A 14,940-nucleotide genomic window follows, 5' to 3' on the forward strand; every position below is an offset into this window, starting at 1 on the left:
AATTACTAAATTAATTCATTTTTAACTTAATTTGTAACAAAGTATAAATTTATATTAAAGCTTTATCTTCACGCTACAAAAACTATTTTCAAAAGTCTTATAACCACTATTAGCCAGTATTTATAACCTTAACCTAGCTAACCTGAAAAGTGTATATAGATTTCTATACATTTTATATATGTAGACAGTAATTTATGTTATAATATTATCTGCTTTTGTTGAAGTACTTTAGCGAATACTTTATATATATCCGAACTTTAACACAACATTTTACAGATTAATAATAAAGAAAGTGGTGAGAAAATGGATATTAACAATCTTAAACAAATTATTTTCAAACCATCTTCCAACTTAATGAGAACAAAGGGTAATGAAATTTTCAAAGAAAATCTTGTTACTAAAGTTAGAGGAAAAAAGATAGATGATATATACCATATTTACGGAGATATTAAAGATAGTAAATTAGCTAGTGAGCTAAATACTCATATAAAGCTCAACTTAAAAACAGGCAAGGTTATAGGTACTAGTTGCAGTTGTGAGATTTTTAAGGATTTTTCAAGAAATAAGCCCTTATTTATGTGCGAACATATCACAGCAGCTTGTTATAAATTTATAGACTCAGTGAGTAAAAAGCAACAGTCGAAAGTTTCTAATGATATTACTAACTCAAATGTACAAGAAAAGCTTGAGCTTTCTCTTCAAATAACCTTGCTTTCTAAGTCTTTTAAGGACTATTCCACCTATGAAGCTGAATTTCGCATAGGTACTGCTCATAAGTATCTGATAACTAATATAAAACAATTTATTACTTCCTTCTATGATAGTACTAAGATATATGTTGATGCGACCTTAAGCTATGATCTCTCAGAATATAAGATAAAAGAGGATTACAAGGAATTAATAGAATATCTATATAAAAAAATCAACTCTAAAGAAAATCCAGCTTCTTCTAGAGCATTAAAGCTTAACAGTAGTGAGCTTATAGGATTCATGGAGACCTTAGTTAATCACAAGATTACTTTCAAATATAAAGGTATAGACTATTACCCAACTATATTAAAGGATAGATTACCACTAAAGTTTACCTTCAAGGATAATTATGAAGACTTTTTAATCACAACTCACAAGAAGCTTCCGATTTCTTTGGACGATGAAAACTTAGTATATTTCTTTAATGGACAAATTTTCTTACCTTCAAGAAAACAAATAAGCAACTATAGTTTTTTCTATGAAAAGTTTAAAAAATCTGATATCTTAGTTTTTCCTAAGGGCCTAGATAATTATAATATGCTAATATCTAAGCTTACAGCTATTTCAAGAGATGTAACCCTAAGCGAAGGTGTAAAAAATTATAGTTCTGATTATCTAAAATTTGAGTTTTACATTTATAAGGACGGCTTTGATATTTATTGCGATATATATGGTATATATTTTAATAAGAAAATAAATATTTTAACTACAGCCATGGATGGTGAAGATAAGTTAAGAGATAAATTAGCAGAAAATAAGATATTAATGAAGCTGGAAAGTCATAAATTTATTAATAGAAAAGAAAGATTACAATTTGTAGGTAGTGACAATGATTTATTTGAGCTATTAGCTAAGAAAAACGCAGGACTTTATACCTTAGGAAAAGTAACTTTTGGCGCAGGCTTTGAAAACATAAAGATTTATAATTCCAAGAATATAGTGATGAACTTAGAAGATAATGATCCGAAAGTTAAAATAATCTATAGAATTGAAGAAATGGATCCTCAAGAACTTCACAGTGCCTATGAAGCATATAAGTCTGGTGAAAGCTTCTATAGAGACAGTAATAACAACTATTTAGATTTTACCGATGAAGGAGTACTACGTTTCTTCAAACTCTTAGAATTACTGACGGATAATACTAATGAATTTGGCTCTCTAGAAGTTGATAAAGATAAACTGTTCTATACAAAAGAATTACTTGAGAAAAATAGCTATTCTATTCACAACAATTCGGCTATATTTAAGAATTTAGAGAAAAAACTAGATAATTATGAAGCTAGCGAACTTACTGTCCCTTTAGAACTAAAAGCTACCTTGAGAGATTATCAGATAAATGGCTTTAAGTGGCTTAAGACTTTAACCGAATTAGGATTAGGCGGCATCCTAGCAGATGAAATGGGACTTGGAAAAACTGTTCAGACTATAGCCTTAATAGCTTCAGAGAAGAACAAGAAATTTATCATAGTTACGCCTACTTCTCTTATTTACAATTGGAGAGATGAACTTACAAACTTTTGTCCTGATATAACCTTTGATATAATTCATGGCGAGAGAAATAAAGGGAAAAGCCTAGAAGAATTAATGGATAAAAACACTGTGCTTTTAACTACCTATGGAACCTTAAAAAACAACATTCAGAGTTACGAAGGCTACTGCTTTGATTTTTGTATTATTGATGAAGCACAGAACATTAAAAATCCAACTTCTAAGACAAAGCTTGCTATAAATAAAATAAAAGCTACTACTCGATTTGCTTTAACAGGAACCCCCATAGAAAATAATCTTACTGAACTGTGGTCCATCTTTGACTTTGTAATGCCAAACTTTCTTTATTCAAAGGACGTATTTGAAAGAAAATTTGCTATAAAAGACAAAGACAATATTGAGCTTCTTAAAAGCCTGATAAATCCTTTTATTTTGAGAAGAACTAAAAGCGAAGTAATTGAAGAACTGCCAGATAAAAATGAAAAGAAACTTATAGTTGAAATGACTCCGATGCAAAAATCTATATATAGTTCTTTCATAAAAGATGTAAGAGAAAGCCTAAAAAACAGTTCTGGTGGAAAGATTGAGATTTTCTCATATCTTACAAAACTCCGCCAAATATGTTTAGATCCTTCTCTTCTAATACCAGATTATACTGGCGGTAGCGGAAAACTAGAAGCTGCAATGTCACTAATTCAAGAGCATTTACAAGAAGAAGGTAAGGTTCTTTTGTTCTCTCAGTTTACATCTGCTTTATCTAAAATAAAAGAACAACTGGATGCTTTAAATATAAACTACTATTATATAGATGGTTCTATCTCTGCTAAGGAGAGGTTAAGGCTGGTAAATGATTTTAATAAAAATGAAGAGGTAAAAGTTTTCTTAATTTCTTTGAAGGCAGGCGGTACTGGTTTGAATTTGACTTCAGCTAACTTGGTAATACATTTTGATCCTTGGTGGAATCCTGCGGTAGAAAATCAAGCTACGGACAGAGCCCATAGGATAGGTCAAAAAAACATAGTTGAAGTAATAAGATTAGTTGCCAAAGGCACTATTGAAGAGAAGATATTAACACTTCAAGACAATAAGAAGCAGTTAATAGACGATGTTTTAACAGGCGACTTACAAGACAGCAACGCACTGCAAAAGCTTAGTAAGGATGATCTTATAAGACTTTTTGATAGAAGTATGTAATTGTAAAAGATTCACTAAGGCACCCCTTAGTGAATTTTTTTCACATATACCTTTCTCAAGGTATATGTGAAAAATGTGCAAGGCTATGATCTTATTTAAGAAAATACATGAACTCTAATCTGGACATATGCATTTTATTTCACTTTTTTCTTCCTTCTTTCCAAATGTGAGAATTCCCATACTGATGAGCTTTATTTCATTATTTAGCAATGAAAAATAGCTTTCTATAATAGCAAATACATCGTAATTATCTATACCAACAATATTTTGCTTTACTATTAGGCTATAACTATTGTCATATATTGATTTTACAGGATCTACATCAATTACTGGAGTAATAGCTGGCCCTACATTTTCTTTTACTTTTCCATCTGGATTGTATAAAAGCTCTAAGTATTCCTTGCTTCTGCCAGAGATATCTATTACGTATTTCTCCTTCAATGGTAAACTATATACCTCTAGTTTATAATTATCCAAATACTTTACAGTAAAAGGATAGCTACTTGTAAAAATCTCTTGATTAAAGATATTCTGAAGCAATCCGTCTACATAAGCATAAATTGTACCTATGGCATAACCTCTTACCTCTAAAAAACTTCCTCTTACTAATACTTCATCCTTTCCATCTCCGTTAAAATCACCTAAGAATAACTGAAAGTAATACCCACTAAAAGGAATCTTAACAACTGAAGGTAACTGCTTTTTTCTAGGCTTTACAATTAGCTCTATATTGTTAGCGAAGGTTGTTTCCACATATGGAAACTCTCCAGTTAAAATGATCTTATCCCTTGAATAATAATCTGTTATGTTTCCTTCTCGTACCTCAATTATCTGTCTACTCCCAAAGTCTCCCATAGCTTTACCTCTAACTATTTATACACTATATATTAAGTATAAATCAGTTTTTAGTTACTATTTTTAGATTGAATACTTATATAAAAATTAATTTTAAAACTTATATTCTAAGTTTTCCTATTAGAATTCAACATAATATTGAGACATAATTTGTGTTGCATTTTTATCTTCTAAGCTAACAGATTATAAAATATTTGTGCATAAAATACTATTTTCTAGAGCAAAAGTTCATATAAAATTTTTAATAGATAGGCACACTCTATGGTAATTGTCAGAAAATTGGCAATAACAAGCGATATTTCTATATAATTCTGCACTACTTAACTATTCCGCCAAATATTGAAATATTTAAACATTTATCATATTTTACATATTCTGTAATTAACTTTAATATAATATTATAGTAATTTTTAGGAGGTAATATAAAATGAAATCGTTAAAACTTGTTTCATTAACCACTGCAATTTCTTTATTAGTACTTTCAACTACTGCTTTCGCACAAGACAGGACAAGCTATACAAACAAAGTTGTAAATACAACTATCTCAACTGTAATACACCCAAGTGCCAACTACTCTGAGGTTATGTTTGTAGGAAGCTCAGTAGACTCAAACGGCAATGCTCATGTAACTAAACTTCTGGTTGACCCAGAAGAAGGTCTTTCAAAAGTTGTAGCAACTTACTATGTAAATATCTTCAATGAATATGTTGGATATGGACATATTACTGGAGGTAGTGATGTTATCGCTGTTCAAGGGCTTCTTAATACCAAAATTAATGCTGGTCTAACTACAGATGGTAGCTTCGGTTCACTTACTTATAATGCGGTAAAGAGCTTCCAAGCTTCAAAGGGTTTATCACAAGACGGTGTTGTTGGACCTAATACTTGGAGAGCCTTATTACAATAGTTAAATCCAGAAAAAATCACTAAAGGAATCTTCTTTAGTGATTTTTTAGTTCCATATATCCATGTATTCAATAAATGTTTCTAAGGATTTCTTTCCTTTTTCAACTTCTAAATCTTCATTGTTTTCTTATGAATCAACACATTATCTCTATTATTTCAACTCTATATACTTATGTATTGAATAAATGTTGTTAGCACTTAATAAGTAACTTCTTATAACGGTATAAGAATATTAATCCAACTCTATCTTCAATTTTCCCTTATTTTGACAAAATCCCATGTTAAAATCATAGATTTGCAATAAATACTTGGTATCAATATGTAGCAACATTTATTTAATACATTCTTATATATACAAAAAATTTCCTAATACACCTACTCAAATAAACTTTTTATTTATATTGATTTCTGAATACATCTTGGGTGATTTTGATATATATATCTTTCAATTTATACCCCAAAAGTTTATCTTGCACTCTCGAACTCAATAACTATATATGTGAAAGTATTTATGTATTTATATATTAGTATTTAAAAGTGCTTATATCTTTATATAGATTTTTTAAAGTTTAACCCAAATATTATATAAATTCTCTATATTACTAGGTTTAGTTAGTAAAAAAGACCGCCAGTATGGCGATCTTTTTCTTTTTCTATTTTGGCTCTACTCCGCTTGCAAGAGTTCCACCAATGTAAGCTGTTACTTTACTATTGTCAGCATAGCTTGAAGCACTTCCGTTAAAGGAATAGTCATTGCTTTGACTGTAATTTGACCAATCTGCTTTGGCAAATCTTCCTGCTATCTCTACTGTTGCACCAGGTGCTAGGGTTCCTGCAGCAGTTGAGAAACCAACTTCTAGATAGGTGTCAGCATTAGTTACAGGTGTAGCTAGTTTTACAAAACTTCCAGTTACATTTGAAGAACCAACACTTGCCCAGTCACACCAGAAGTTATTGCTTGTAGCTCCGTCTGCTGTAAAGTAATATCTGAATTTTAGATCAGCTAGGTTAATTGATGTAGTCCCCGTATTAGTAACCTTAAATTTTGGAACTATTGAGTTTGTTGAGGTTGAAGTATTTCCGTTAAAGAATTGAAGGCTTACATTTCCTACTGGCTTTGGTTTTACAGGAAGTTTCACCTTGATATTTACCTTTGAAGAAACACTGCTTAGCCCTGAGGTATCTGTAGCTTGAGCTGTTAATGCATATGAGTCTACTCCATCAGAACTATTTGCGTATCCGCTTGGAGTCCAAGTAACTTTATATGGGCTAGTTGCTGACTCACCAACCTTAGTACCGTTAGCAAAGAACTCTACCTTAGCAATAGTTCCGTTGTCAGTTGTAGCACTTGCTGATATTGTTATTGGATTAGCTGTTGTGCTATTGTCAAAAATTTGACCTTCTGTTGGTGTTGTTATAGCTGTCTTAACAGTGTTTGTTGGAACAGTTGCATTATCAAAAAGATTTGCATAAGTTCCATTTGCTATAGCAATTTCACATTCTGCCCAGAATCTATGATAGTTAAATACTGGTGATTCGCCCTTATCATATGCAGCTTTAACCTTTGCATAATCAGGATCATTCTTGTATTTTGAACGTATATCTATGAACTTAATACCAGGTTTTATAGCATCACCATTTGGCATTGTACCAGAGAAAGTACTTGGTATATATACTTCTTGATCAAACATTCTGTTATAGTCATTACGAGCTTCTGGAGCTGAAAGTCCCTTATCATCACTGTAAAGCTTCCACATTCTATCTAGTAATTGTTTAGCTATATCTTTGGCCTTGTCATCAAAAGCTGTAGGAGTATATTTTTGAGTTGCTGCACTATAGTATAGTAATGTGTTTGCAAGTGAAGCACTTACACCTAAATCTGTTGAGTAATTAACTATCTTTACATGAAGATTTGGATTGCCAGTGTAACTTCCGTTCCAAGTATCTGGTTGACCTGACCAATCAATAGTTGAAGGAACTTGGAAAGTACCATCCACGTTAAGTTTAACTTCAGGTTTAACCCATTTTACCCATTTATCTAGTAGTGCCTTAGCCTTGGTATCTCCTGTGTTGTAATAATATTCAGCCATACGTTGCATTGACCAAGTCTGCATACCAAACCAGGTATTGCTGCCTGGATCTTCATACACTGGATTTGGTACATATGCCATACCGTAGAAGGTTGAAGTACCTGCTGGATATTTTTCATATCTTCCATTGTAAGAGTTAGTAGCTCCTCCTGCTATAGCTCCTTCTGAAGATTGTAACCATTGATAGAATTCTAATTGTCTATTTAAACTCTTTCCCCAGTCTGTAGCACCATTTGTAGACTTAGGTTTAAAGTCGCTGTTTGTTGAAAGCACCCATGCAGCTAATGGATTTTGGTAACCAAAGTGATCATGGCTTGAACCTATTCTCCAAGACCAGTTTGAACCTACTCCTCCACCCCATGCATAATACCACGACATTAGATAGCTAGAACTGTCATATCCAGTAGCTGCACTATTAATATCCTGCGAACCTATTTTCTTAAAGTACTTATCAAAGAAGGAGTATCTTAAGTAATCTCCCATCTTAGAAGACTTTTGAACTAGGCTTGAAAGATCTACCCCTTGCTCTTTTGCCCAGTTATCAGCTGAATACATAGCTTGAACTACACGAGCATCAGCATCTGGAGCATTGGTATACTTCCATTGTTTAGAGTAACTTGAATCTCCAGTGAATAAATCAAGATAACCATTCTTTCCACCAAACTTCATTTCATCCCAGGAAGGCTGAGGAACTGTTTCCCAAACTGACTCCTGCTTACCTCTTTGGAAAGTATTTATATAGGATGGAGCTGTTTTTCCATCTGCTCTAGTACCATAACCATACCAGTTATCAGTATCTAGAAGCCAATGCATACCATAAATATCACTTGTTCCATAGGCTGCCTTCAATTCGTTAGCTATAGGATCCTTACCAACAGGAACACTTGGCTGAAGCTGGCTAGGATATTTATCAGGTGTTTCGTATTCACCAGCGTAAGTTGCTGGTTTATTTGGATCGTAAGTGGAATTGGTTGGTTGATCATCATGAGTTGGGATCATATACTTTTCCATAGTATCCCAAGCTTTAGTTAATCCATTCCAATTGCCTGTGAATCTACCATTCATAGCTTCAATCCAAGTATAATAGCTCATAGCTTCACTGGTGGTTTCGTGTCCATAATCAGGTGCTTCAACCATAAGGGTTTCAACTGAATGATAAGGAATCCCCAGTGGACTGAAGTAACCGTTCTTTGAGTCATGAATCTTGTTGTAGAGTGTTGAGAATCTTTGTTGGTATTCGCTTAGTGTTGCAGCTTTTGCAGTGCTGGTCTTAGTAAAACCTCCTCCAGAAGCTGTAACAGCCGACAGAGTCATTACCATGGTGACTAGTAGACCAATCTTCTTTTTCATTTTTCTTTTCCCCTTTTTTTTATATTTATGATATTAGAACCTAAGGTTCTATACCAAACACTAAATTATTAGAAACATAACAGGTAATTTTGTTATAGTCAGTATAACTTGATGAAGAAGAATTAAAGGAATAATCATTACCTTGGGTATAGTTTGACCAATCATTCTTAGCAAATCTTAAAGACAGCTCAACACTTTGTGAAGGATTCAAGGAACCAGCAGCTGATGAAAAACCAACTTCAAGATAATAATCTGCATTAGTCTTTGGACTTGAAAGCTTTTGGAAGGTTCCAGTAACATTACTAGACCCAACAGTAGCCCAATCACACCAAAAGCTTTGAGCTTTATCGCCATCTATTGTATAGTAATATCTTAGCTTTACATCAGAAAGGTTGATTGCTGTTGTACCAGTATTGGTTATCTTTATTTTAGGACTTATGGAATTAGTTGAAGTCGATGTAATTCCACTGAAGGCTTGTACTTTTATATTCCCTTGTGGCTGAGGTGCTGGCTTTATAGGAAGCTTAACTTTTATGTTAACCTTTTCAGAGTTAACTGAGTTTCCTAAGCTATCAATCACCTTAGTATATAAAGCTATATTTTCATAACCATCTAAGTTTGTTGTGTAACCTGTTGGTACCCAATTAGTATTGTATGGTGCTGCAGTAGCTTCACCTATCTTAGCCTCATTTGCATAGAACTCCACTTTGCTTATAGTTCCTTTAGATATGGTGGCATCTGAGCTTATCACTATAGGATTAATAGTGCTAAACTGATCAAAAGTGGCTCCATTTAAAGGTGAAGTAATTTTAGCTGTCATTGCTACATCATTTATGGGTTCTACTCCAAAAAGTTTAGTTGTGCCTTCATATACTGGGATGTTTGAACAGGTTGTGAAAGTTCCACTGTTTGAAAGCTCCTTATAAGAATAGTCATTACTATTGTTCCATACAACACTAGAAGGTGCAGAAACTCTAAAAACTATTTCTTTTCTATAGGCAGACTTACCGCCAGGATAGATTTTAGCACCTGAAAAATCAACATTTACATAGTAAATATTTTTAGCTACATCATAAGCTATTGGTTTTGATACCGTAGCTCCTTCATTTGTTCCAGTGGATACAGTGATATCGTTAGCTGTATATCCTGCATTTATTACTTCTGTTAGATCCATGTAGTATCTAAAGGATAATTTATCTGAAACTCTTGCTGGCCAACCGCTTTTGTTGTTTAGGAATGCATCAATCTCAACAAAATTATTACCAGAAGAATTTACCTTTGCTTCAACGAAGAACTCATTATTTGTCTTTACCTCATTAGCATTAAAGTTAGCTATTGGATCACCACCATAGATTCCATAAAGCTTTACTAATGCTCCTGTAAATCCAGCGTTGTAATCGCAAGCAACTTCATTTTTTGTATAATCGGTAATAGTATCAACATAACTGTCATCACCGCCAGGTCCTCCAACTAAGGCCCCGTATAAAGTATGTCTTGAATTTACTGGATCTTGTTTATCATCATCCCAAGAACCTTGAGATGTTCTATGATGTGGATGGGTTGGTGCATTTTGCCCAAATCCAACTACAAAACTTCTTCCTGAACTTCCTAAAGCGTAATCTACTTGAGATTTTGCAAAGCTCTTATAAGCACTTGCTTTACTAGCATCACAGCCTGACCAGTCAGAGTATACTAAAGCCAAAAATGCTGTAGCCTCAGCATATCTAAGTGATCCCCATTCTGTTAAAAAAGCTAGACCTTTAGGAGTATATTTTATCTTGTCTCCGTTGTAGCCAATGGACCACCAATCTAGATGTCTTTCTGTACTTTGTTTGTAAATAGGCTTATTGGTAAGCTTAGCAAGCATTAAAATAGCTCCATACCTAACATCATCCCAGCTTTGCGCCCATTTATATGAATCTGTACCTAATGAGTTTATGCAGCTTTCTGCCTTATCTAAATAAGTTTTATCGTTAGTAGCCATATATAGCCAAACTGCTGCAAAAGCTAGATCATCTAAACATCCACTATAAGACTTGTAATAATCGTTTGCTGCAGTATATCCACTATCACTTCTAGTTATATCTGCAAAATTAAATAATTCTTTTGCATGTTTTAAGCATAATGCTGAATAGTCAGCGTCACTATCTTTAAATACTACTGCTGCTGATGCAAGTGAAGCAGCAGTTTCAGCAACTACAGTAGCACCAGGGTTATTAAGATCAACCTTGTAAGAAGACCTATCCATCTGCATAACTTCTGCTGGTCCCCACCAAGCATGGTCTTTTACACCATCGCCTACTTGATAATAATAAACATTTGGTGAAGGATGACATTTTATAAAGTAATCATTTGCCCATTTTATATCATTGAGTGCATATTTTAGCTGACCACTTTTTGTATATTGGTCTTTAGCTTCATAGACACTCCAGGCAAGCATAGTAGCTGAATATGACATTGGTAAGTTAAACTTTACATTATCCCCTGCGTCATAGAAACCGCCAGTTAAGTCTAACCCATTGTCTTTTCCATCATTTAGTCCTGAGTCACCTCTCCAGTTATCTCTTTTATCATCAGGTAGTTTTCCTGATCTTTGTAATTCATAAAACATTAAAGACTTTTGAAGAGCTTCACCATAGTTGTAACTTGATTGACTTGTACCAGTAACAGCATAAGCATTATTCACGGGCATAATAGTACCAATCATTGATAGGCTTAAAACTAGACTAAGCATTTTTTTCAATATATCATCTCCCTTAAAATTAAGAAATTCAGATAATAATATATTATTAAAGCTTCGCGCAAAGCTATCTAAAACAGGTACTAAGTAAATCTAAGTATAACTTTAATTACAATCCTTACTTCAACTTGGAATATATTTTTTTAGAATCGTATTAAGATTTGTGTAGCTTTTCTTCGAAATGTTTTTAAGAATGGTTTAAAAAGTACATATAAATTTAACTTTGTAAAAATCTAGTAAGTTGTTTCTGTAATATTATTGTAACTCAATATACTTACTGTTGTAAATATATTATTTAAAAAATGTCATTTTAAAATTTATTTTGATATCTATTTGCTTGTTTGTTAAATTTTACAAATAAATACTCCTAATAATGTAATAAATTCCATCTTATACTGAATTACTCAACATAAGATGGAATTATCTAAGTTTTTGTGATATTATAACTTTGTTAATATTGTCACAATATATAAATCTAATAATGCTATATTTATATATTACTTCTATAAAACTTAAAGTATCTTGAGAGGAACGTCACATGAGCGATATAATTTTGACTACAATTTTAATTGTTTCTATAATTCTTTTTGTATTAGGTATAAAATTTAAATCTCTAAAAAGACTTAGAGTAACATCAATTATCCTAATAATAATATGTTTAATCTTATCACTACAAGATCTTAAAGGTGGATTTTTACAAGGATTTAGTAATGGATATAACGGTGTATCTAAATAACTATAGAAACCATGGATAAAGGCAGACTAATATCTCCCTTTATCCATGGCTTTTGTTTATGCATACTTATAAGTACCCTTTTAATTATAAGTTTACTCTATCCATTTTGTGAGCTCTGAAGCAGGCTTTCTTACAGTAGGCTTCTTTTCCATATCAGCATATCCTAAGTAAACCAAAGCTACTAGCTCATCCTTTTCTTCTAACCCAAAAAAATCTTTCATTTTTTCATGGTAACATGCCTTACCGGTTTTCCAAAAAGCTGCTACTCCTAAGGCATGTGCTGCTAAAAGCATATTTTCTACTGCTGCATAGGTAGCTCCTAGCTCTTCAATCCTTAAAGCTTTATTATTTTCAGTAACTTCTGCAGCCACCGCAATAATAACCGGTGCTCTGAAAGGTTTATTTATTTCCTTTTCTAACTTCTTTTTTCCCTCTTCACTAGCTATATCCACTCCAGAAGCTACAACTATATCTTCCATAACCTTAGATAAAGCTTTTCTTCCATTACCACTTATAACAAAGAATCTCCAAGGTTGAGTTAAATATCTGTTAGGTGCATGAGTACCTGCTTCAATTATACTTTCTATAACTTCCTTAGGTATAGGCTCATCTTTTACTTTTCCTATGGAAGTTCTTGTGTTTATTGCTTCTAATACCTCCATAAATCTCACCTTCTCATTTAATTATTTTTCCGGCATCTTACCAAACATCTTGTATAATACCTTATCATAAACATCTAACTTATCCGCTAGCATATGCCAATTTTTATGCTCTGCATTTGCAACTTGAACTTGATTTTTCTCAATTTTTTCTACTCTTTCTTTTATATCCTTTATATCATCTTGTAATGCTTGTAATAATTCCCTTATTTCTTTTTCTTCCATTTCTTTGCCTCCTGTAAACTAAGCTACTACTATTTAATCATACATAGCAGCAGTATGATAAGTGAAGTTTTCATCAGTTAAAGTTTTGTTTTTCCAGTTAATCTCGCTTAAATTTTTATCTATACTTTCTACAATATACTTTAGAATCTCCGTCTCATCAGCTTTTTTATCTTTAGCAATACTCAGTATAAGTGTATCAAGCTTGTGCTTCAAATATTCATCCATAGTAGCTCTAATTGAGTAATTACCCAAATATTCAGTATCATCTTTTTCTTTATCTAAAGCTTCCTTTTCCTCTGAAGTTCCTATGGTCAAATTTATATCTATAGCTTCACCATCATAAAAATAAAATACTCCTAGAGCATGCAAACTAATATCCTTAAAGTTGTTAAACACATAATTTTCAAAGGAAGTGCTTATATCCCTTATAAGTTCCTTAATATGACTAGCTAATCTTGATTGATCGTAATTAATATAAAAAGGAATGTAGTTTTGTTCAAAAAGTAAACCAACTTCCTCTAAATCACCAGTTTCGTTATAAGTTATTTTTAAATTACTTAAATCCCTATATACCTCTTTTTCATAAATATGCCTATACCCATTATTTAATATCTTATATGTTGGGGAGTAACAAAAAATTTCATAGTTACTATCTACATAGTCATCTAGTTGAAAGTCTCTTTCATAAACAACCTTAATATCAACGTTACTTTTCTTCCCTATTAAGATTATTAAATCCTCATCAGTATATGTATCGTATAATCTTTCCATTAAAATACTAACCTCGATTTCATAGAATATATTTCAATTATATATTTTATTATAAATAAATACAAATCTACAGATATACAACTTCCATTTTAAAAAATAAAAGAATAAAAAAACAAGATAATTAAAATTATCTTGTTTTTTTATTAGTTTAATTTATTTTGCAGCAGCATCTTCAAATATATAGTTTTGAATTCTCTTCTTTAAAGCATCCTTATCGTATGTAAAGTAGAATGTTCCCTTAATAAGTCCACCCTTGCAATTATCTAAGCCTTCTATTGGGAATATTTGTTGTTGTATATTTCCAATACCACTCTTAAGTACACCTGTACCTAAGCTAAGCAAATCAGTGGCTCCTATAGTTGTCTCTAAATAAGGTGATATTTTCTTAATTACGCCTGGAAGTTCTGTAGGGCTTGTTGACTTCATCTTATTAAACATAGCTACTAAAACATCTCTTTGTCTATCTGTTCTTGCAAAGTCATTGTCGTTGTATCTTATTCTACAATAACCAACTGCTTGTATACCGTTTAAGTGTTGCATTCCTGGTGCAGAAAGTGAGCTAGCTGTTTTATGTAGTTCTCCTGCAACATCTTGTATATATTTGTTTGTTTCTGTAAATTCACTTTGCTTTACATTAATATCTACTCCACCTATAGCATCAATTATGTTAGCTAATTCACCAAAATCAACAACTACATAGTCTTTGATATTAAGACCGAAGTTTTGGTTCATTGTCTTTATTGACAGTTCTCCTTTACCAAAGGCAAATGCATGATTAAGTTTGTCCATACCGTGTCCATCAATACTTACATAACTATCTCTCATTATAGATGTAAGCTTTAGTTTGTTATGCTTTTTATCTATTGTAACAAACATAGTTGCATCTGATCTTCCTGTATCATTTGCTCTTCTGTCTACTCCAAGTAACGCTATATTTATAATACTATCATCATACTTATCCTTGACATCCTGATCTATACTCTTATTAACTTCATCTTTCGATATAGTATCTTTCTTTATACCACCAAGAGTATCGCTATACAACTTGTACAGCCCAACAGAACCAAATACTAAAACAAATACTAATACCGCTGTTATAGAAATTAAAACAATTTTCGTAGACTTTTTCATTTTCTTTTTATGTTTATCTTTTTTTGCCATTTTCGTCCTCCAATT

At 32.3% G+C, this 14,940-nt stretch carries 10 protein-coding genes; 3 read left to right on the forward strand and 7 right to left on the reverse strand.

From position 1 onward, the window contains the following. Window positions 1-303: 303 nt before the first annotated feature. The gene (locus C1I91_RS16180) at window positions 304-3,432 is read left to right on the forward strand and encodes a DEAD/DEAH box helicase (RefSeq protein WP_128213788.1); all 3,129 of its coding nucleotides are present in this window, start codon (window positions 304-306) and stop codon (window positions 3,430-3,432) included. Window positions 3,433-3,546: 114 nt separating this feature from the next. Here C1I91_RS16180 and C1I91_RS16185 read toward each other — a convergent pair whose 3' ends face one another. Beyond that, window positions 3,547-4,287 (reverse strand): hypothetical protein, encoded by a 741-nt coding sequence (locus C1I91_RS16185; protein ID WP_128213789.1) that lies wholly within the window; start codon window positions 4,285-4,287, stop codon window positions 3,547-3,549. Between the two features lie 427 nt (window positions 4,288-4,714). Here C1I91_RS16185 and C1I91_RS16190 point away from each other — a divergent pair, with 427 nt between their 5' ends. After that, a complete protein-coding gene (locus C1I91_RS16190; RefSeq protein WP_128213790.1) occupies window positions 4,715-5,194 on the forward strand; it encodes a peptidoglycan-binding domain-containing protein in 480 nt (159 codons plus the stop codon). Window positions 5,195-5,846: 652 nt separating this feature from the next. Here the strand turns inward: C1I91_RS16190 and C1I91_RS16195 are convergent. Beyond that, window positions 5,847-8,633, reverse strand: coding sequence for a glycoside hydrolase family 48 protein (locus C1I91_RS16195; RefSeq protein ID WP_128213791.1), 2,787 nt, complete (start codon window positions 8,631-8,633; stop codon window positions 5,847-5,849). A gap of 40 nt (window positions 8,634-8,673) precedes the next feature. Beyond that, window positions 8,674-11,367 carry a glycoside hydrolase family 9 protein gene (locus C1I91_RS16205; RefSeq protein ID WP_420808480.1) on the reverse strand — a complete coding sequence of 898 codons (2,694 nt, stop codon included), beginning with the start codon at window positions 11,365-11,367 and terminating at the stop codon, window positions 8,674-8,676. Window positions 11,368-11,911: 544 nt separating this feature from the next. Here C1I91_RS16205 and C1I91_RS16210 point away from each other — a divergent pair. After that, complete coding sequence (locus tag C1I91_RS16210; RefSeq protein WP_128213792.1) at window positions 11,912-12,109, forward strand: hypothetical protein; 198 nt, start codon at window positions 11,912-11,914, stop codon at window positions 12,107-12,109. A gap of 92 nt (window positions 12,110-12,201) precedes the next feature. On the opposite strand, the gene C1I91_RS16215 is transcribed toward C1I91_RS16210, so the two are convergent. From C1I91_RS16215 to C1I91_RS16230, 4 genes are all read right to left on the reverse strand, one after another. Continuing rightward, window positions 12,202-12,771 carry a nitroreductase family protein gene (locus C1I91_RS16215; RefSeq protein ID WP_128213793.1) on the reverse strand — a complete coding sequence of 190 codons (570 nt, stop codon included), beginning with the start codon at window positions 12,769-12,771 and terminating at the stop codon, window positions 12,202-12,204. 21 nt (window positions 12,772-12,792) lie between these two features. Continuing rightward, on the reverse strand, window positions 12,793-12,993 hold the full coding sequence (locus C1I91_RS16220; RefSeq protein WP_128213794.1) for a hypothetical protein: 201 nt from the start codon (window positions 12,991-12,993) through the stop codon (window positions 12,793-12,795). A 33-nt stretch (window positions 12,994-13,026) separates the two neighbouring features. Beyond that, the gene (locus C1I91_RS16225) at window positions 13,027-13,764 is read right to left on the reverse strand and encodes a hypothetical protein (RefSeq protein ID WP_128213795.1); all 738 of its coding nucleotides are present in this window, start codon (window positions 13,762-13,764) and stop codon (window positions 13,027-13,029) included. 153 nt (window positions 13,765-13,917) lie between these two features. Further along, window positions 13,918-14,925: an LCP family protein gene (locus tag C1I91_RS16230; RefSeq protein ID WP_128213796.1), complete on the reverse strand. Its 1,008-nt coding sequence runs from the start codon at window positions 14,923-14,925 to the stop codon at window positions 13,918-13,920. Window positions 14,926-14,940: the final 15 nt, after the last annotated feature.

Source organism: Clostridium manihotivorum (assembly GCF_004015185.1).
In the GTDB taxonomy this organism is placed as follows: Bacteria; Bacillota; Clostridia; order Clostridiales; family Clostridiaceae; genus Clostridium_AR; species Clostridium_AR manihotivorum.